Annotated in this window: 12 protein-coding genes and 1 pseudogene; 6 read left to right on the top strand and 7 right to left on the bottom strand. The window is 74.8% G+C overall.

Annotated elements, in window-relative coordinates:
- Positions 1 to 292: 292 nt before the first annotated feature.
- Positions 293 to 1,402, bottom strand: coding sequence for a helix-turn-helix domain-containing protein (locus tag ACFZA0_RS12970; protein WP_391014862.1), 1,110 nt, complete (start codon positions 1,400 to 1,402; stop codon positions 293 to 295).
- Between the two features lie 71 nt (positions 1,403 to 1,473).
- Between ACFZA0_RS12970 and ACFZA0_RS12965 the strand changes: the two genes are divergently transcribed.
- The gene (locus tag ACFZA0_RS12965; RefSeq protein ID WP_391014860.1) at positions 1,474 to 2,787 is read left to right on the top strand and encodes an MFS transporter; all 1,314 of its coding nucleotides are present in this window, start codon (positions 1,474 to 1,476) and stop codon (positions 2,785 to 2,787) included.
- Between the two features lie 67 nt (positions 2,788 to 2,854).
- Here the strand turns inward: ACFZA0_RS12965 and ACFZA0_RS12960 are convergent, their stop codons facing one another.
- Entirely contained in the window at positions 2,855 to 4,345 is a 1,491-nt protein-coding gene (locus tag ACFZA0_RS12960) for an FAD-dependent oxidoreductase (RefSeq protein WP_391014858.1), read from the bottom strand.
- 153 nt (positions 4,346 to 4,498) lie between these two features.
- Positions 4,499 to 5,710 carry an NAD(P)-binding domain-containing protein gene (locus ACFZA0_RS12955; RefSeq protein WP_391014856.1) on the bottom strand — a complete coding sequence of 404 codons (1,212 nt, stop codon included), beginning with the start codon at positions 5,708 to 5,710 and terminating at the stop codon, positions 4,499 to 4,501.
- 246 nt (positions 5,711 to 5,956) lie between these two features.
- Between ACFZA0_RS12955 and ACFZA0_RS12950 the strand changes: the two genes are divergently transcribed.
- Entirely contained in the window at positions 5,957 to 6,562 is a 606-nt protein-coding gene (locus ACFZA0_RS12950) for a GNAT family N-acetyltransferase (RefSeq protein ID WP_391014854.1), read from the top strand.
- 10 nt (positions 6,563 to 6,572) lie between these two features.
- On the opposite strand, the gene ACFZA0_RS12945 is transcribed toward ACFZA0_RS12950, so the two are convergent.
- Entirely contained in the window at positions 6,573 to 7,280 is a 708-nt protein-coding gene (locus tag ACFZA0_RS12945) for a pyridoxal 5'-phosphate synthase (protein WP_391014852.1), read from the bottom strand.
- Positions 7,281 to 7,527: 247 nt separating this feature from the next.
- Entirely contained in the window at positions 7,528 to 8,175 is a 648-nt protein-coding gene (locus tag ACFZA0_RS12940; protein ID WP_391014850.1) for a TetR family transcriptional regulator, read from the bottom strand.
- Between the two features lie 122 nt (positions 8,176 to 8,297).
- On the opposite strand from ACFZA0_RS12940, the pseudogene ACFZA0_RS12935 reads away from it, so the two are divergent.
- Positions 8,298 to 9,017: pseudogene (locus ACFZA0_RS12935) on the top strand (VOC family protein); the annotation flags it as partial.
- 628 nt (positions 9,018 to 9,645) lie between these two features.
- Complete coding sequence (locus ACFZA0_RS12930) at positions 9,646 to 11,982, top strand: PQQ-binding-like beta-propeller repeat protein (protein WP_391014848.1); 2,337 nt, start codon at positions 9,646 to 9,648, stop codon at positions 11,980 to 11,982.
- Between the two features lie 158 nt (positions 11,983 to 12,140).
- Here ACFZA0_RS12930 and ACFZA0_RS12925 read toward each other — a convergent pair whose 3' ends face one another.
- Both ACFZA0_RS12925 and ACFZA0_RS12920 read right to left on the bottom strand, forming a co-directional pair.
- Positions 12,141 to 12,428 (bottom strand): hypothetical protein, encoded by a 288-nt coding sequence (locus ACFZA0_RS12925; protein ID WP_391014846.1) that lies wholly within the window; start codon positions 12,426 to 12,428, stop codon positions 12,141 to 12,143.
- 262 nt (positions 12,429 to 12,690) lie between these two features.
- Complete coding sequence (locus ACFZA0_RS12920; RefSeq protein WP_391014844.1) at positions 12,691 to 15,636, bottom strand: BTAD domain-containing putative transcriptional regulator; 2,946 nt, start codon at positions 15,634 to 15,636, stop codon at positions 12,691 to 12,693.
- A gap of 422 nt (positions 15,637 to 16,058) precedes the next feature.
- On the opposite strand from ACFZA0_RS12920, the gene ACFZA0_RS12915 reads away from it, so the two are divergent.
- Both ACFZA0_RS12915 and ACFZA0_RS12910 read left to right on the top strand, forming a co-directional pair.
- The gene (locus ACFZA0_RS12915; protein ID WP_391014842.1) at positions 16,059 to 18,644 is read left to right on the top strand and encodes a bifunctional FO biosynthesis protein CofGH; all 2,586 of its coding nucleotides are present in this window, start codon (positions 16,059 to 16,061) and stop codon (positions 18,642 to 18,644) included.
- 181 nt (positions 18,645 to 18,825) lie between these two features.
- Positions 18,826 to 19,392 (top strand): hypothetical protein, encoded by a 567-nt coding sequence (locus ACFZA0_RS12910; protein WP_391014840.1) that lies wholly within the window; start codon positions 18,826 to 18,828, stop codon positions 19,390 to 19,392.
- The last annotated feature ends 1 nt before the right edge of the window (position 19,393 follow it).

The following is a 19,393-nucleotide window of genomic DNA, read 5'->3' as shown; positions in this document are numbered from 1 at the left end:
ACGGTCCTCAACGGACCAATGTCCTCGCGGGTGTTGACGATCCGTGGCGGGCTGATCACGCTGGTCGTCTGTGATTCGCCGCGAGGGGACGGCGAGGGCCTCGGTGACGGAGGTCCTCGGCGAGTGCGGGTCGCGGGTACGGCGACGGCCGTTCCGCGCGAGGCCGCGGACGTCCGGGAGCGGGGCGCCGGAACCGGTCGGCGACGTGCCGCGCCCCGACAGGGCGGGCGCGAGCGGCGCCGACCGGCCGCCCTTCTTCGTCCACAGGCTGTGGAGAACTTTCGGGGACCGCTCAGGCGCGCAGCGCGGCCACCCCGTCGAGCTCCCTCCCCGCGGCCGGCGCCGTCGTCCCGCTCCCGGTCCGGAAGGTGCGGCGGTACGCGGTGGGGGTCACCCCCAGCGCCGACTGGAGGTGCTGGCGCATCGACTGGGCCGTGCCGAACCCCGCGTCCCGGGCCACCCGGTCGACGCCGAGGTCCGTCGACTCCAGCAGGTGCCGGGCGCGTTCGACGCGCTGACCGGTCAGCCACTGCAACGGACTCACCCCGACCTCCTCGCGGAACCGCCGGGTGAACGTCCGCACCGACATCGCCTCCCGCGCGGCCATCTCCCGCAGCGACACGGGCTCGTGGAGCCGGCCCAGCGCCCACGCGCGGGCCGCCGTGGTCGCCCGGCCCGGCTCCGGCACCGGCCGCTGGATGTACTGGGCCTGCCCGCCGTCGCGGTGCGGCGGCACGACCGCGCCGCGCGCCACCTCGTTGGCCACCGCCGTGCCGTGGTCCCGGCGCAGGATGTGCAGGCACAGGTCGATTCCGGCGGCGACTCCCGCGGACGTGAGCACGTCGCCGTCGTCCACGAACAGGACGTCGGCGTCCACCTCGATCTTCGGGAAGAGCCGCTGGAAGTGCTCGGCGGAGTTCCAGTGGGTGGCGGCCCGGCGGCCGTCCAGATGCCCGGCGGCGGCCAGGACGTAACCGCCGGTGCAGATCGCCACCAGCCGGGTGCCGGGCCTGATCAGGGCCAGCGCGGCCGCGAGTTCGGGAGTGAGCACGCCCTCCTCGTGCACCGGGCCGAGCTCGTAGGACGCCGGGACGACCACCGTGTCGGCGGTCGCCAGCGCCTCGGGGCCGTTCTCCACCAGGATCGCGAAGTCGGCGTCCGTGCGGACCGGGCCCGGCGGCCGGACCGAGCAGGTGACGACGTCGTAGAGGCGGTGGCCGCGGGCGTCCCTGGCCCGGCGGAACAGCCGCTGCGGGATGCCCAGTTCGAAGGGGAGCAGCCCGTCGAGGGCCAGCACGACGACGCGGTGCCGGCGCGGGGCGCCCGCCGTGTCCGCGTCCGTACCGGCGGAGGTGTCCGTGCCCGTGCCGTGGTCCGTGCCGCTGCCCGTGTCCGCGTCCATGGCCCGATCCTAGCGAATGCTGTCCTTCGGGCCACTCGTTGCCAACTGGCCCATGCCACAAGCTCTGTTGTGTGACCCAGACACGTGAAGCCGTTCCCCTCGCCGCCGAGCCGGGGGCAGTGCGCCGGCGGCTGCCGCACCTCGCCTGGTTCGTCGCCGCCGTCACCTTCGTGACGATCATCGGGGCGGCCGCCTTCCGGTCCCTGCCCGGCCTGCTCATCGACCCGCTGCACGAGGAGTTCGGCTGGTCGCGCGGCACCATCGGCGGTGCCGTCTCCGTCAACCTCGCCCTGTACGGGCTGACCGCGCCGTTCGCCGCGGCGCTGATGGACCGCTTCGGCATCCGCCGGGTGGTCGCCGCCGCGCTCACCGTGATCGCGGTGGGCTCGGGCCTGACGGTGTGGATGACCGCCGCCTGGCAACTGATGCTCTGCTGGGGTCTGTTGGTGGGGCTCGGCAGCGGCTCGATGGCACTGTCGTTCGCGGCCACCGTCACCAACCGGTGGTTCACCGAGCGGCGCGGCCTGGTCAGCGGCATCCTCACCGCCGCGTCGGCCTCGGGCCAGCTCATCTTCCTGCCGGTGCTGTCCCGGCTGGTCGAGTCGCACGGCTGGCGCCCGGCCGCCGTGACCGTGGCCCTCGCCGCCCTCGCGGTGGTCCCCCTGGTCTGGCTGCTGCTGCGGGACCACCCCGCCGACACGGGCCAAATGCCCTACGGGGCAACGGAGTTCGTGCCGAAGCCCGCCCCCGTCCGGGGTGCGGCCAGGCGTGCGGTCACCGTGCTGTGGTCGGCCGCCCGCACCGGACCGTTCTGGCTCCTCGCGGGCACCTTCGCCATCTGCGGCGCCTCCACCAACGGCCTGGTGCAGACCCACTTCGTGCCCGCCGCCCACGACCACGGGCTGCCCGTCACCACCGCGGCCTCGCTGCTCGCCGTCATCGGGGTCTTCGACGTCGTCGGCACGATCGCCTCCGGCTGGTTCACCGACCGCTTCGACTCACGGCGGCTGCTCGCGGTGTACTACGCGCTGCGGGGCGTCTCGCTGCTGTTCCTGCCGATGCTGCTCGCGCCCTCGGTGCGGCCCCCGATGGTCTTCTTCATCGTGTTCTACGGCCTCGACTGGGTGGCCACCGTGCCGCCGACGCTCGCCCTGTGCCGCGAGCGGTTCGGCGACGACAGCGCGATCGTCTTCGGCTGGGTGCTCGCCTCCCACCAGGTCGGCGCCGCGCTGGTCGCCTACCTCGGCGGGGTCGCCCGCGACGTCTTCGGCTCGTACGACATGGTCTGGTACGCGTCCGGCGCGCTGTGCTCGGTCGCCGCGCTGATGGCGCTCGTCATCAGGCGCAGGCCGGCCGGCACGGCCACGGTGGCCGTGCCGGCGTGACGGCCGCCCGGCGGCCCCGGGCCGCCGGGCGCCGGGCGCGGGCCCGGACCCGGGTCCCGGGGGCGCGTCAGAGAGCGGCGAGGATCTCCTTCGCCACCCGCTCGCCGGAGCGCACCGCCCCGTCCATGTAGCCGTTCCAGTACGTCGAGGTCTCGGTGCCTGCCCAGTGGATGCCGCCCACCGGGGCGCGCAGCGCCGCGCCGTAGCGGGTCAGGACGCCCGGGGGCGCGTAGGCGACCGGGCCGCCGCGCGAGAACGCCTCGTTGTCCCAGCGCTGGAGCACGAACGCGATCGGTGTTTTCGCCCGGTCGCCGAAGTACGTGGCGTAGTCCTTCAGGACGGCCGCGCGCACCGTGTCGGTGCCCGCCCCGTCGAACTTCCGCATCTCGTCGGCCTCGACGAAGCCCATGAGCGCGCCGTAGGAGCCGTCCTGCGGGGAATTGTCGAAGGTGGACCTGACCGTGCCGCTGTCGCTGACCACCTGGCCGTTGAGCCCGTCGGCCCGCCAGAAGGGGGTGTCGTACACGGCGATCGCCTTGCCGATCGAGCCCATCGGCATCCGCTGGGTGAGCTGGTCCCGGGAGGCGGGCAGCAGCGGGTCGTACGTGATGCGCGCGGCCAGCGGCGGCGGCAGCGCGACCACCACGCGGCGGGCGGTCACGGCGATGCCGTCGGCGGTCACGAGGAGGCCGTCGCCGGACCGCGTGACGGAGCGCACGGGCGCGTTCAGCACCACCCGGTCGCCGAGCGTCGCCGCCAGCCTGATCGGCACCTGCTGGGAGCCGCCCACGAACCGCGACTCCTGGGCCCCGCCCGCGGTGTCCGTCAGCCGTTCCAGGGTCCCCGGGTTGTTCTCGTCACCGGCGGCGGCCAGGTAGAACAGCACGTACAGCAGGGAGAGTTCGGCGGGCTGCGCGGAGAAGACCGACGTGCAGGCCACGTCCAGAAGGAACTTGGCGGACGGGACGACCGCGTTGGCGTTCAGCCAGCTCTCGAAGGTCTGGCGGTCCCACTCGGCGGCCTTGGCGGCGGTCCAGGGCGCGTCGACGGGCACCTGCCTGGCCATGTCGTCGAGCGCGGACTGCACGATCGCCGCGTTGGCGAGACCGGCCACGTCGACCGGCGGCACCGAGCCGAGCAGGCCGTCGGTGGCGTACGGCGTCTTTTTGCCGTCCTTGTAGAGCAGGTTCTTGCCGGTGTTGTAGGTGGTGAAGGTCGCCACCCCGAGCGAGTCGGCGAGCGCCTTGATCCGGTTCTGGGTGGGGCCGACGAACTCGCCGCCCCCCTCCGTCCAACCGCCGTTCGGCAGCGGCAGGTTGACGACCCGGCCGCCCACGCGGTCGCGGGCCTCCAGGACGACGACCGTCTTCCCGCCGGCCACCAGGTCGCGGGCCGCCGTCAGTCCGGCGAGGCCGCCGCCGACGATCGCGACGTCCACGTCACGGGTGGCGGCGGCCTCCGCGGTCCCGGCCGCGGTGGCGGTCAGGGCCACGGCGCCGGCCGCGGCACCGCCGATCAGGGAGCGGCGGGAGAGCTGTCTTTCACGGGCCACGTGCATCCTCCGTCTGGAGCGAGAGGTGGGTGGAGCTGGAAAGTGAGCAGTGCTCGCATTCTGGCCCCGCACGGCGTCCCGGTACAGCACTCCCGTCACATTGGCTGTCGCGGGCAACTCCCGTTCATTACACGCGACTTGAGGTTTGTGGCGTGACCTTCAGCCCTGGAGGGCGGACACCCGCTGGTCCGGGTCGTCCCGGTGGGCGGCGACCACCCGCGCGATCCGCTCGGCGTCGATCGCCAGCTCGCGGAACATCCCGCTGATGGGATTGGTGAACCCGGTGAAGTACAGCCCCGGCGCGTTCTTCGGGGCGCGGCCTCCCCGCACCACGGGCCGCCCCCGCCCGTCGAGCACGTCGAGATGCCCGACCAGGTCTTCGAGCCCGGTGCGGTAACCGGTCGCGGCGACGACCGCGTCCGGCTCGATCCGGTTGCCGTCGGCGAGGACGACCTTGCCGTCCTCGAACCCCTCGACGGCGGCCACGACCTGCACCCGCCCCTTGCGCACCGCGTCGATCAGGCCGACGTCCTGCACCGGGAGCGCGCCCTGCCGCACCCGGCTGTAGAGACCGGTGTCCGGGCGCGGCAGCCCGTGCTCGGCGAGGTCGGGCACGCTGAGCCGGGCCATCGGCCCCGCGAGCGCGTCCACGAGCCGTACCGGGAGCCTGCGCACCAGGATGCCGGTGTACTGGGCCGCCCAGCCGGCGGTCGAGCGGCGCACGATGTGCGGAGCGGTGCGCACGGCGAGGCGCACCCGGGACGCCCCGCCCTCGACCAGGTCGACGGCGATCTCGGCGCCCGTGTTGCCCACGCCGACCACGAGCACGTCCTGGCCCGCGTACGGGGCGGGGTTGCGGTACTCCGAGGCGTGCAGCAGCTTTCCGGGGTAGCCGTCCGCGCCGGGCCAGTCGGGCAGCGCGGGGGTGTGGTTGGTGCCGGTGGCGACGACGACCGCGCCGCCGGTCAGCTCCCGGCCGCCGCTCGCGCGCAGCAGCCAGCCGGTGCCGTCGGCGGTCCGCTCGACGCGGGAGACCTCCACACCGGACACGATCTCCAGACCGTGCACCTCGGTGTACTTCTCCAGGTAGCGCACCACGTCGTCGCGGGAGACCCAACGCCCGAACTTGCGGGGCATCTTGAGGCCGGGCAGCGCCGACAGGCCGCGCGTGGTGTGCAGGTGCAGGCGGTCGTAGTGGCGCCGCCAGGACGCCCCCACCGCGTCCGACCGCTCCAGCACGACGGCCCGCACTCCCCGGTCGCGCAGCGCGTGCGCCACGGCCAGGCCGCCGGGGCCGCCGCCGACGACGTACACGGGGCGGTCCGCGTGCTGCGGCGTGGAGGGGTTCGGGGGAGTCGTGGAGTCGGCCATGTGCGCGAGACTAATCAGTCGCTCAGGCGATGGGTATCGGTCCAGACCGGAATTGGTTGCGGATTGATCACGCGACGGGCGCAACGGCCGGAAAGCGGCCGAACAGGACGTAATCAGAGGCGTGTTGGGCCCGGCGGGCGGCTGTCGGGGGAGCCCGCGCGGCGACGGTGTGCGCGTTCCGCGGCCGACGGGGCGGTCGTGCGAGGGCCGCGCGGCCGTTCGGCCGGACGGGTGTTCAATGAATCAATGAGCCTCCGTGACCGCAGCACGCCGCCCCTGCCCCACCTGTACGGCCACGGCCTGCATCTGTCGGTGTGGGACGCCGGCTCGGACGCGGACGCGGCGGCCTGGCTGCGCGGCATCACCGACCCGGAGTTCACGCGCTGGAACACCCCGCTGACCGAGGTGACGGACATCGAGGGCGCCCGGCGGACGCTGGCGTCCCGCGCCCGCGCCGTGCTGGAGGGCCGCACCGTGCCGTTCCGCGTCGCCGACGCCGCGGACGGCCGGATCCTCGGCCACATCGGGCTCAACGAGATCGACACCGCGATCCGGGTCGCCCGCGTCGGCTACTGGGTCATGCCGGAGGCCCGGGGCCGCGGCGTCGCCACCCACGCCCTCGCCCTCACGGCCGCCTGGGCCCTGGGCGACCTGGGGCTGCACCGCCTCGAACTGGGCCACGCGCTGGGCCACGGGGCGTCCTGCCACATCGCCGAGCGGTGCGGGTTCCGCGCGGAGGGCACCCTGCGCGGCGCCATGTTCGAGGAGGGCAGGCGCGACGCCTTCCGCGACGCCCACCTGCACGCACGGCTCGCGACGGACCCGGAGCCGGACCTCGGCCCGCGGCCGTGAGGGGGCGCGGTCAGGGCCAGAGCAGCAGGCGCGACCACGCGCCGCCGGTGTCCGCCCCGTCGTCCGCCCCCGCGTCCGCCCCGTCGTCCGCCCGGCGGTAGGCCAGCCGGAGGTGACGGCGGTCCGGGTCGCCCTGGAAGAACTCGACCTCCCGCGCGCGCAGCCGGTAGAGCGTCCAGGTCGGCGCCGGGGTGTCCGGCGCCTCGCGTGCCTGCTCCCAGGCGGCCTCCGAGGCCCGCGTCAGCTCGTCGAGCGACGGCAGGACGGCGCTCTGCCGCCCGGTCAGCGCGGCGGCCAGCGCCCCGGCCGACCGGACGCGCAGCCCGGCCTGTGCCTCGTCGGCGGGGGCGACGGCGACCGGGCCGCGCACCCGTACCTGGCGTCCCAGCAGCGGCCAGTAGAAGCAGAGCGCCGCGTACGGGCGGGCGGCGAGCTGCGTGCCCTTGCGGCTGACGGAGTGGGTCGCGAAGGACCAGCCGTCGGCGTCGGCGCCGTGCAGCATGACGATCCGCACGTCCGGCCGTCCGGCGTCGTCCGCGGTCGCCAGCGACATGGTGTGCGGCTCGGGCTGCCCGGCCGCCGCGGCACCCGCCAGCCACTCGGCGAACAGCGGCAGCGGGTCGTCCGGGGCGGTCGCCGGGTCGAACGGGGGCAGCGTGGTGACCTCCGGGTCCCACACCCGCAGCGACCGCAGGGTCGCGGTGATGTCCGTCGTCATGGGGCCGAGTATCACCCCGTCCGCCGCGCGCCGCAGGCCGCCCGTTCCCGCCGGGACGTGCGGCAGGCGGTGGCCGTCCGGGCATGCCGGACCAACCACCGCCTGCGAGACAGGACTTGGGGACGGGGGAGGGGTGGAGAGGGAGGGGGCGGCGCACGGCCCGGCGGGACCCGGCTGCCGGACGGTCCGGCGGGGACCACGTGCCGGACGCACGGCGATCGCCGGACGGCCGCGCGCGGGGCGGGAGTTACTTCGTGGGCTTCTTGCCGGTGACGCCGAGATACACCAACAGGGCCAGGTTCGGCCTGAGTTCGGCCTGCTTGACGCCCCAGGTCGAGAAGCCCTTCTGGTGCGAGGCGACCGCGGAGAGCATCGTGACGAGCGAGCCGGCCACCGCGGCCGGGTTCACGTCCTTGTCGACCCGTCCCTTGGACCGGAGTTCGGCCACGGCGTCCGCCAGCGGGCTGTTCACCGAGCCGAGGATCTTCATGCGGAGCTTGTAGAAACGCTTGTCGCCCTCGGCCGCGCCGAGGTCGACCACGCGCAGGATCGCGTCGTTGCGACGCCAGAACTCCAGGAAACCGTCCACGAGTTCCTGCGCGGTGGCCCAGCCCGCCTTGCCGGTCCAGGGCCGCCCGGCCAGCAGGGAACTCAACCCGGCGCTCTCCGCGGCGGTTTCGTCCGCCAGCTCCAGGACGGCTCCCTCGACGTCGGGGAAGTACTGGTAGAAGGTGGCCGGCGACGTGCCCGCCTTCCGGGCGACATCAATGACCTTGACGTCCCGGTACGGAGAGGATCTGAGCATCTCGCTGAGGCAGTCGAGCAGCTTCTGCCGGGTCGCCTGCCCACGCCGACCGGCCACGCGGCCGTCGACGGTACGCACTTGTCCTGTCATGCCGTCAGCTTACCGACGGGTGATCGGAGCGCGATTTGGCCGACTGCAAATGGGGTGCGGGGGTGCCGTGGGCGGGAATCTCCCGGTCTGCGGCTTGTGCGAAAGCCGTTTAGTTTGGCGACATGGCCGAAAACAGCGCACCCGTGTACGCGGAGGGCGTCCCCTGCCGGGTCGACGCCCAGCTCCCCGACGTGGAGGCGGGCAGGCGCTTCTACGGCGAGCTCTTCGGGTGGACCTTCGAGACCGCGTACGGCCCCTCCGTACGGGCCCTGCGCGACGGCGAGCCCGTCGCCGTGCTCACGCCGAAGACCGACGGCCGCATGCCCACGGTGTGGACGGTGTACTTCGCCACCCCGGACGCCGCGGCGCTGACCGGGCGGATCAGGGCGGCGGGCGGGCTGATCGTCACGGAACCCCAGCCGGTGGGCGACCTCGGCACCCTCGCCCTGGCCGCGGACCCCGAGGGCGCGGTCTTCGGGCTGTGGCAGCCGGGCAGCCGTGCCGGGTTCGGGGTGCGCCACGAGGAGGGCACCTTCGTCTGGGCGGAGCTGTACACGCGGGACACCGAGGCCGCCGACCGCTTCTACGGCGGGCTCTTCCACGACGCGCTCTTCGGTCCGGACGCACGGCCCGACTTCGGGCGGGCCCCGGTGGACGAGGTGTTCCCGGCCGAGATGCCCCCGCACTTCCTGGTGCACTTCCGCGTCGCGGACTGCGCGGCGGCCGCCGCCTCGGTGGTGCGGCTCGGCGGCCGGGTGCAGGCGCCGCCGTTCGACGCCTCGTACGGCAGGGTCGCCGTCGTGACGGACAACCAGGGCGCCTCCTTCGCCCTGCTGGAACGCGCGCCGGACGGTCCGCGCGGCACCGGCGGCCGGCGGGCGGAGACGGACGGTCCCGCCGGACGGCCCGCGCCCGCCCGGCCCCGGGCCGCCTGGCCCCCCGTCCCCGGACGCCCCGCACCCCGTGAGGTGCGGGGCGCGCCGGGCGGCGGAAACGGTCCGCGTCCCCCCGGCTCCCCGGAGACCCCCGACGCCCCGGGCGCCCCGGACACGGCGGACGCGCCGGAGGCGCCGGACAGGTCCGGCGGCCGCCCGCCCAGGCGCGGACTGCTGGGCCGCCGCGCGGCACGGCGGGCGAACGGTCCCGGCGCGGCTCCCGGCGGCGGGTCCGGCAGCGGGTCCGGCGGCCCGGAGGACGGCCCGGACGACGCCGCGGGCGGCGGCCGGGGCGGCGGCCCGCGCGCGGGTGGTCCCGCGTCCGGGTGACTCCGCCGCCCGGCGATCGGTCCCGAAGCGGGCCGGGGTGCGGGTTTTGCCCAGGGACACCCCGATCTGACCGGCGGTTCGCCACCGGTGCCCCGGGCAGGAAGAATCGGGGTGCGCACCGTCGCGGCGGTGCGGTGGTGAGACGCTGCACGGGGTCGCGTACACATGTGGGTGACGTGGCTCGTACGGGGAGGTGGCAGGCAGAGTGGTGGATCAGCTGACGCAGCACGATCCGCGGCGGATCGGGCCGTTCGAGGTGCTGGGGCGGCTGGGGGCCGGCGGCATGGGGCTGGTCTATCTGGCCCGTTCCGCGTCGGGCCGGCGCGTGGCGATCAAGACGGTCCGCACGGAACTCGCCGAGGACCAGTTGTTCCGGGTCCGGTTCACGCGCGAGGTCGAGGCGGCGCGGGCGGTCTCCGGTTTCTACACGGCCGCCGTGGTCGACGCCGACCCGCGTGCCGCCGTGCCGTGGCTGGCCACCGCGTACGTGCCCGCTCCCTCGCTCGAAGAGATAGTGAACGAGTGCGGGCCCCTCCCGGTCCAGGCGGTGCGCTGGCTCGCCGCCGGTGTCGCCGAGGCGTTGCAGTCGATCCACGCCGCCGGCCTGGTCCACCGCGACCTCAAGCCGTCGAACGTCCTGGTGGTCGAGGACGGCCCGCGGGTGATCGACTTCGGCATCGCCTCCGGCGTCTCCAACACCCGTCTGACCATGACGAACGTCGCCGTCGGCACCCCTGCCTACATGTCCCCCGAGCAGGCGAAGGACTCGCGCAGCGTCACCGGCGCCAGCGACGTGTTCTCGCTCGGCTCGATGCTGGTGTTCGCCGCGACCGGGCACGCCCCGTTCCACGGCGCGAACCCGGTCGAGACGGTGTTCATGCTGCTGCGCGAGGGCCCGGACCTCCAGGGGCTGCCCGACGACCTGCGGCCCCTGATCGAGTCCTGCATGCAGATGGAGGCGGTCGGCCGGCCCAGCCCCGCCGACCTCCAGAGCCAGCTCGCGCCGCACCTGTTCGGCTCGGGCAGCGACGACAGCGGCACCGCGTCCGCGTGGCTGCCCAGCAGCGCCGTCGGTCTCATCGAGACCCGCCGCGGCGGCCGTCCCGTGCCGGTCCAGCCCGCCACCACGGCGGCGCGCCCGGTCCGGCAGGTCGTCGCCCCGGTGCCGCCCCCGCCGTCGTACGACCCGGTGCCCGTGCCGGTCGGCGCGCCCGACTCCGGGCCCGTGCGCCTCGCGGGCTCCCCGGTGCCGATCGGACCCGGCCCGCGCGTCGCCGACGCCCGCGCCGCCGCTGTGACGGCGCCGCCGCCCGAGGCCGGCCTCGTCGCGACCTGGACCCGGCCGCGGCCCGGCGTCAACGGCGCCGAGCCGGTGCCCGCGCCGCCGCCCCCGGCCGCCCCGCCGGAGACGCCCGGTGGCTGGCGCCCGTGGCGGTTCCGCATGTCCAACGACGTGTGGGGGACGCCCACGGTCGTCGACGACCTCGTCTACGTCACCTCCTTCGAGGTGCACGCGCTCGACGTGTCCACCGGGCGGCGGCGGTTCAAGACGCGGGACGTCGCCTGGTCGATGGCGGTCGCCGAGCACCGCATCCACGCCTCCGACGGGCCGACCCTGTTCGCCCTCGACGCCCGCGACGGCTCCGACCTGTGGCGGCTCTCGACGGACGCGTGGGTGTACTGCCTGCGCGCCGACCGGGGGACCGTGGTGACCGCCACGCGTGGCGGCGGGGTCCAGGCGCACGAGGCCGCGACCGGCCGCAAACTGTGGGAACTCACCGGCCACCAGACCGACTTCGAGTCCCCGGAGGCCGGCCCGGTGCTGCACGACGGCACCGTCTACGTCTGGCAGGACGCGCGGCTGCGCGCCCTGGAGGCCCGCACCGGCGAGGAGCGCTGGTCGTACCCGATCGGCGACGCGGCGTCCTGCGGCGGTGTCCCGGTGCGGGTGACACAGGCGCCCGACGGCTACGTGTACGTCGTCGCCGGCACCCGGGTCGTCGCCCTCGACGTGGCCGGCGGCCAGGTCCGCTGGCACTTCGAGGCACCGGCGGTCTTCCTCTGCCCGCCCGCCTTCGCGCCCGGCCCGGCGGTGACCGGCGGCGGGGTGTACCTCGTGGACTACCTGGGCACCGTCTACGCCCTCGACGCCACCGACGGCCGCGACCGCTGGCGCATCGCCACCGAGGCCCGGTCCTCGGTGGAACCGGTGCTGGTGGCGGCGGGACACGTCCACGTGGGCAGCGGGCGCGGCCTCTACACGCTGGACGCGGTCACGGGCACCCCCAAGTGGCGCTTCCAGTCGGGCGGCGACATCGCGGGCGCGCCGGTGGTCGCCGAGGGCCGCATCCACTTCGGCTCCACCGACCACCTGCTGTACACGCTGAAGGCCGACGACGGCCGGCTGCGCTGGAAGCTCGCCACCGGCGGCGAGATCACCGGCTCCCCGCTGGTGCGGGACGGCGTGGTGTACGCGTGCAGCAAGGACCGGTGCGTGTACGCGCTGGACGCGGAGAAGGGGACCGGCACGGCCCGCACGTAGGGCGGAATGCCGTGCGGCGCCGGTGGACCCCGGTGCCGCACGGCCGTCCCGCGGGCCCGGCGACGGGCGCACGCACGAGGGCCGCGACGACGTCCGTGCGGTCGTCGCGGCCCTCGGGACGCGGGTGGTGCGAAGGTGCGGGTGTGCGAAGGAGCGGTTCAGGCCTTCTCGGAGCCCGCGTGGTTCTCGCGCGAGGAGACGAGGTCCTCGGCCGCGCCGCCGGCGTGGTTCTCCAGGGTCTCGGCCGGGACGGCGCCGCCGGAACCGTCCTCGGTGGCCGCCTCGGCGCCGACGGCGCCCGCGTGGTTCTCCAGGGTCTCGACCGGGGCGTCCTCGGCGACGGCGCCCGCGTGGTTCTCCAGCGGCTCGACGGTGGCCCCGCTGCCGGGGCTGCCCGCGTGGTTCTCCCGCGCGACCGCGGTCTGCTTGCTGTCGGCGTCGCTCATCGTCGGCACCTTTCCTCTCGCGTGAACCGGGACCGTCCCGCCCGGCGACTCCCCCGAGGACCGCCGGACGGGACGTTTCGCGGCCGCCCGCCTGTTGGCGGGGCCGCGGTGCCGAGCCGTCTGCCCCCCGACGCGACGGGTTCGGCGGACATGATGATGCCGGACGGCGATAAACAAACAATGAACGGGCCGACCGGGCCTCCCGGCGGGCACCGCGCGACCCGTCGACGCCCGTACGGAGCGCGGAGACCGGCCCGGCGGCTCAGGCGGCCGCCGCCGGGCTGAGCAGTGCCCGCACCTGTTCCGTCTCCGCCGAACCGAACCGCTCGTGCACGTGCAGCGCCTCGGTCCAGCAGGCGCGGGCCCGGTCGCTCTGGCCGAGGGCGGCGAGCGCCCGGCCCAGCGTGGTCAGGACGTTGGCCCGCATCCAGTCGCCGCCGATCACCCGCAGCGCGAGCGCCTGTTCCGCGTGCCGTGCCGCCTGCGCGGCCCGTCCGCCCGCGAGATGGGCCTGCGCGATACGGAAGTTGGCGGTGCCCTCCCACAGTTGCTGCCGGTTCTCGCGGAACAGCCGCAGAGCCTCCTGGAGTTCGTCCAGCGCCTCGGCGTCCTTGCCCGCGCCGGTCAGCGCGATGCCCAGCGCCAGGCGCCCGTTGGCCAGGCGCAGCGTGAGGCCGAGCTGGTCGTAGATCGCGACGCCCCGCCGGGCCAGCTCGACCGCGCTGTCGGTGCGGCCGAGGTTGACGTGGATGCGGGAGAGGTTGCACAGGGCGCTGCCCTCGCCGGGGAGGTTGCCGTCGGCGCGGTAGTTGTCGGCGGCCTCCCGCAGGTGGCGTTCGCCGTCGTCGTTGCGGCCCTGGTAGAACGCGATGATCCCGCGGTCGTTGGGCGCCCAGCAGCAGGGCGCCGGGTCCTGGGCGGCGCGGGCCAGCAGGATCGCCAGCCGGGCCTCCTCGTCGGCCTGCTCGAACCGGTCCGAGACCAGCAGGGCGTTGGTCAGCGCGGTGCGCGCCCGGCCCTCCGCGCGGCCGTCCCCGGCCTGCCGGGCGAGGTCGCGGACGGTGACGGCGGTCTGTTCGTACTGAAGGGAGTTGGCGCCCGACTCGGCCAGGTCCTTCGCCACCCACAGCAGGTCGACCGCCCGCCGCAGCATGCCGTGGCCGGCGCTCTGCCGCACGCACGCGAGCAGGCAGCCGGCCTCGGCGTACAGCCAGTCGACGGCGCTCTTGGCGTCCGTCAGGCCGAGGCCGGGGTACCGCGTCGTCTCCAGGTGGTGGACCAGGCGGTCCCCGGGGCGTTCGATCGCGTACACGGTGGCCGTGGTGGCGAGGTAGAAGTCGAGGAGCCGGGACAGGGCCGCGTCGCGTTCCCCGGGAGGGTGTTCGTCGCGTTCGGCGCAGGAGCGCGCGTAGAGCCGGACCAGGTCGTGGTACCGGTAGCGGCCGGGCGCCGCCGATTCGAGCAGCGACGCGTCGACCAGTGACTCCAGCAGGTCCTCGGCGTCGTCCGCGGGCAGGTCGAGGACGGCCGCGGCGGCGGCCAGCGACATGTCCGGGCCGTCCGCCAGGCCCAGCAGCCGGAACGCGCGCGCCTGCGCGGGTTCGAGCTGGCCGTAGCCGAGTTCGAAGGTGGCCTTCACGGCGAGGTCGCCGGCCCGCAGCTCGTCCAGCCGCCGCCGCTCGTCGGCGAGCTTGGCCGCCAGCACCGACACGGTCCAGGTGCGGCGGGCCGCCAGCCGCGAGGCCGCGATCCGGATCGCCAGCGGCAGGAAGCCGCACGCGGCGACCACGTCGAGGGACGCCTCGCGTTCGCCCGCGACCCGCTCGGCGCCCACGATCCGCGTGAACAGCCGCAGCGCCTCCTCCGGGGACATCACGTCCAGGTCGATCAGGTGCGCCCCGGCGAGGCCGACCATGCGGACCCGGGAGGTGATCAGGGCGGCGCAGCCGTCCGCGCCGGGCAGCAACGGCCGTACCTGGGCGGCGTCCCGGGCGTTGTCGAGCAGCACCAGCACCCGGCGGCCGTCGAGGACGGAGCGGTACAGCGCGGCCCGTTCGGCCGCGGAGTCGGGGATCGTCGCGTCCGGGGTGCCGAGCGCCCGCAGGAACGCGCCGAGCACGGCGCCGGGTTCCGCCGGGCGCGGACCCGCGCCCTGGAGGTCGACGTACAACTGCCCGTCGGGGAAGGTCTCCCGGGCCTGGTGGGCCACCTGCACCGCCAGTGTCGTCTTGCCCACACCGCCGATCCCGGCCAGCGCGGACACCGCCATCACCCGGCCCCCGGCGGTCGAGAGCGCCGAACTCAGTTCGGCGACATGGGCGGTCCGTCCGGTGAAGTCCTGTACGGCGGCCGGGAGTTGCGCCGGGCGCACGGGGGTGACGGCGGGTTCGGCGGCCGGCTCGGCCGGTTCCGCGAGACCCGGGTCGGCGTTCAGGACGCGCTGCTGGAGCTCACGCAGCCCGGGGCCGGGCTCGACGCCGAGTTCCGCGGCGAGCAGCCGCCGGGTGTCGGCGTACACGGCGAGGGCCTCCGCCTGACGGCCGCCGCGGTACAGCGCCAGCATCAGCAGTTCCCGCAGCCGTTCGCGCAGCGGGTGGGCGGCGGTCAGCGCGGTCAGCTCGGACACGGCCTCGGCGTGGCCGCCCTGCTCCAGGTCCAACTCCGCGCACGCCTCCTGGAGTTGGAGCTGCCACTCGGTGAGCCGTACGCGCTGTGCCTCCGCGTACGGGCCGGGCACACCGGCCAGCGGTTCGCCCTCCCACAGGTCCAGCGCGCTGCGGAGCGCGCCGCGTGCGCGGGTGAGGTCGCCGGCCGCCCGCGCCTTCTCCGCGACGGCGGCCCACTCCTGGGCGACGGTGAGGTCCAGCGCGTGCGGACCCGGTGTGTGCAGCGCGTAGCCGCCGGACTCGCTCACCAGCACGTTCGGGTCGAGCACCTTGCGGAGCCGGGAGGCGTACGTGCGCAGTGCGGCCAGCGCCTGCGAGGGCGGCTCGGTGCCCCACAGCGCGTCGATCAGCTCGGCGGCGGTGGCCGTGCGGCCGTCGCGCACCAACAGGGCGGCGAGCAGCGCGCGTTGCTGCGGGGAGCCGGTGTTCAGCGGTGTTTCCCCACGCCAGGCGCGTACCGGACCGAGCACGCAGAAGCGGTGCGCCCCGGGCTCCCCGAAGCCGGGCCGCCGCTGCTGCGGCACCCGTGGTCCTTCGTCCATCGTCGCAGTCCCCCTGCCGAACCTCGTCACTTCGAACGCCAGTCTGCCCTGTCCGAAGGGAGCGCGTCAGCCGCGGGAGACGCCGATCACAGGCGGTTCCCGGCGAATCGCACCCGGAGTGCGGTCTCGTGCGCGGGGCGTGCCCGACGACACGCGAACACCCACAACAGGACGGCGAGACAGCACAATTGACAGCATGCCCGCACAAGTGGAGCGTCGGGCTCCCGAGGTGTCCGGGGGCGCCCCCGCGCCGAACCCGCCTCCGCCGGTCCTCCCGCCGGTCCTCCCGCCGAGCGGCGCGACACCGCGGCGGCCCGCCGTGCCCGGCCGCCGTGCCCGGCCCCCCTCCCCGGCACCGGGCCTCGTCCCCGGCGACCGGGTGACTCTGTCTGGGCTGGTCACGCCGATCGTATGCTCGAAGGATGACGACTTCCGCGACCTCCGGAACCGGCCCCACCGAGAACTCCATGCGTCGCGCCCTCAAACGCGCCCGGGAGGGCGTGGCCCTCGACGTGGCCGAGGCCGCCGTGCTGCTCCAGGCCCGCGGCGCGGCCCTGGACGACCTCGCCGCGTCGGCCGCGCGGGTGCGCGACGCGGGCCTCGAAGCGGCCGGGCGACCCGGCGTCATCACGTACTCCAAGAGCGTCTTCGTCCCCCTGACCCGCCTGTGCCGCGACAAGTGCCACTACTGCACCTTCGTCACCGTCCCCGGAAAGCTGCGGCGCGAGGGCCACGGGATGTTCATGTCCCCCGACGAGGTCCTCGACATCGCGCGCAAGGGCGCGGCCCTCGGCTGCAAGGAAGCCCTGATCACCCTCGGCGACAAGCCGGAGGACCGCTGGCCCGAGGCGCGCGAGTGGCTCGACGCGCACGGCTACGACGACACCATCGCCTACGTACGGGCCGTCTCGATCCGCATCCTGGAGGAGACGGGGCTGCTTCCGCACCTCAACCCGGGCGTGCTGACCTGGACGGACTTCCAGCGGCTCAAGCCCGTCGCGCCCAGCATGGGCATGATGCTGGAGACCACCGCGACCCGCCTGTGGTCCGAGCCCGGCGGCCCGCACTTCGGCTCCCCGGACAAGGAACCCGCCGTGCGGCTGCGGGTCCTGGAGGACGCCGGACGCTCGTCGGTCCCGTTCACCAGCGGCCTCCTCATCGGCATCGGCGAGACGTTCGAGGAGCGCGCGGAGTCGCTGTTCGCGCTGCGCAAGGTCTCCCGCGCCTACCACGGCGTGCAGGAGCTGATCATCCAGAACTTCCGCGCCAAGCCGGACACCGCGATGCGCGGCATGCCCGACGCGGAACTGGACGAACTGATCGCCACGGTCGCCGTCGCCCGCCACATCATGGGCCCGGCCGCCTGCCTCCAGGCGCCGCCCAACCTCGTCGACTCCGAGTACGAGCGCCTCATCGGCGCCGGCATCGACGACTGGGGCGGCGTCTCGCCCCTGACCATCGACCACGTCAACCCCGAACGCCCCTGGCCGCAGATCGAGTCGCTGCGCGAGCGGTCCGCGGCGGCGGGCTTCACGCTGCGTGAACGCCTGTGCGTCTACCCGGAGTTCGTCCAGCGCGGCGAACCCTGGCTCGACCCGCGGCTGTTGCCGCACGTGCGGGCGCTCGCCGACCCGGCCACGGGCCTGGCCCGCGAGGACGCCGTGGTCGAGGGCCGGCCCTGGCAGGAGCCCGACGAGGCGTTCACCGCCACCGGCCGCACCGACCTGCACCGCACCATCGACACCGACGGCCGCACCTCCGACCGCCGCGACGACTTCGACGAGGTGTACGGCGACTGGGGCGCCCTGCGCGAGGCGGCCGCCCCCGGGATGGTGCCCGAGCGCATCGACACCGACGTGCGCGCGGCCCTCGCCACCGCCGCCGACGACCCGACCAGGCTCACCGACGAACAGGCGCTCGCCCTGCTGCACGCGGACGGCCCCGCCCTGGACGCGCTGTGCCGGATCGCGGACGACGTGCGCAAGTCCGTCAACGGCGACGACGTCACCTACATCGTGACGCGGAACATCAACTTCACGAACGTCTGCTACACCGGCTGCCGCTTCTGCGCGTTCGCCCAGCGCCGCACCGACGCCGACGCGTACACGCTCTCCCTGGACCAGGTCGCCGACCGCGCGCAGCAGGCGTGGGAGGTCGGCGCGGTCGAGGTCTGCATGCAGGGCGGCATCCACCCGGACCTGCCCGGCACCGCGTACTTCGACATCGCGAAGGCGGTCAAGGAGCGCGTCCCCGGCATGCACGTGCACGCGTTCTCGCCGATGGAGGTCGTCAACGGCGCGACCCGCACCGGACTGTCGATCCGCGAGTGGCTGACGGCGGCCAGGGAGGCCGGCCTCGACTCGATCCCCGGCACCGCCGCCGAGATCCTCGACGACGAGGTCCGCTGGATCCTCACCAAGGGCAAGCTGCCCACCGCCACCTGGATCGAGGTGATCACCACCGCGCACGAACTGGGCATCCGCTCCTCGTCCACGATGATGTACGGCCACGTCGACCAGCCCCGGCACTGGCTCGGCCACCTGCGCACCCTCGCCGGCATCCAGCAGCGCACCGGCGGCTTCACCGAGTTCGTCACGCTGCCCTTCATCCACACCAACGCCCCCGTGTACCTCGCGGGCATCGCCCGCCCCGGCCCGACGCTCCGCGACAACCGCGCGGTCACCGCGATGGCCCGGCTGCTGCTGCACCCGTACATCCCCAACATCCAGACGAGCTGGGTCAAGCTCGGCACCGAGGGCGCGGCCGAGATGCTGCGCTCCGGCGCCAACGACCTCGGCGGCACCCTCATGGAGGAGACGATCTCGCGGATGGCGGGGTCCTCGTACGGCTCGTACAAGTCCGTGAAGGACCTGGTGGCGGTCGCGGAGGCCGCGGGCCGCCCGGCGCGCCCGCGCACCACGCTGTACGGGGAGGTGCCCGAGGAGCGGCAGCGGGCCGCGACCGCCTCGGACGGCCACCTGCCGGAGCTGCTGCCGGTGCTCGACTGACCACGGACGGCGAGGGTGCGGCCCGGGGGCCGTGTGGGGTCCGGGTCCCGGACCCCGCACGGCCCCCGGGCCCGCGTCCGGGCGGGCCCGCGCGCACCGGACGACAGCGCGCTCACAGTACGATGATCGGGCCCCCGCCCATGGGGGTCAGTAGCTTCGATAGCCGAGGAGATGTCTGCCCGTGCCTGGCGGAATACCTTCGTGGGCCTGGGTCACCGGACTGACGGCGGGGGCGGTCGTGGCGGTGGCCGCCCTGGCCGTGCAGGCGGACCACGGCACCCAGCCGCACACCACCGCGGCGTCCCACGCGAGCGCCTCGGCGTCCCCGAGCCCGCACCCCACCGCGACGAAGACCGCGCCGCCCGCCGTCCCGGACGGCTCCGGCACCGGGCGCCGCATCGTGTACGCGCTGAAGCAGCACCGGGTGTGGCTGGTCGACGCGAGCGACAAGGCCACGCGGACGTTCACGGTGTGGCCGGGCACGGTCGACCCGGCGGTCGGGAAGTACGCCGTTGGCAAGCACGGCACGGGCACCATCACCGGCTCGGACGGCGTGCAGATCGAGCACGTCCTGTACTTCGGTGTCGCCTCCGGCGTGAACGTGGCCTTCTCCAACGCCGTGGACGGCTCCTCGCCCCCGCCGGCCGCCGCGGGAGCGCAGACCGGCGGCATCCGCATGAAGGTCGCCGACGGCACGGCCATGTGGACGTTCGGGACGGCGGGGACGCCGGTCGTGGTCGTCGCGTAGC

The organism is Streptomyces sp. NPDC008150, assembly GCF_042956945.1.
Classification (GTDB): Bacteria; Actinomycetota; Actinomycetes; order Streptomycetales; family Streptomycetaceae; genus Streptomyces.
Note: the sequence above shows the minus strand (reverse complement) of the source record. Positions and strands in the feature narration are given on the sequence as shown.

Excerpts from the sequence above, each read along its gene's own strand:
- ACFZA0_RS12970 (WP_391014862.1), bottom strand. The coding sequence starts at position 1,402 with ATGGACGCGGACACGGGCAGCGGCACGGACCACGGCACGGGCACGGAC.
- ACFZA0_RS12960 (WP_391014858.1), bottom strand. The coding sequence starts at position 4,345 with ATGCACGTGGCCCGTGAAAGACAGCTCTCCCGCCGCTCCCTGATCGGC.
- ACFZA0_RS12955 (WP_391014856.1), bottom strand. The coding sequence starts at position 5,710 with ATGGCCGACTCCACGACTCCCCCGAACCCCTCCACGCCGCAGCACGCG.
- ACFZA0_RS12950 (WP_391014854.1), top strand. The coding sequence starts at position 5,957 with ATGAGCCTCCGTGACCGCAGCACGCCGCCCCTGCCCCACCTGTACGGC.
- ACFZA0_RS12945 (WP_391014852.1), bottom strand. The coding sequence starts at position 7,280 with ATGACGACGGACATCACCGCGACCCTGCGGTCGCTGCGGGTGTGGGAC.
- ACFZA0_RS12940 (WP_391014850.1), bottom strand. The coding sequence starts at position 8,175 with ATGACAGGACAAGTGCGTACCGTCGACGGCCGCGTGGCCGGTCGGCGT.
- ACFZA0_RS12925 (WP_391014846.1), bottom strand. The coding sequence starts at position 12,428 with ATGAGCGACGCCGACAGCAAGCAGACCGCGGTCGCGCGGGAGAACCAC.
- ACFZA0_RS12920 (WP_391014844.1), bottom strand. The coding sequence starts at position 15,636 with ATGGACGAAGGACCACGGGTGCCGCAGCAGCGGCGGCCCGGCTTCGGG.
- ACFZA0_RS12915 (WP_391014842.1), top strand. The coding sequence starts at position 16,059 with ATGACGACTTCCGCGACCTCCGGAACCGGCCCCACCGAGAACTCCATG.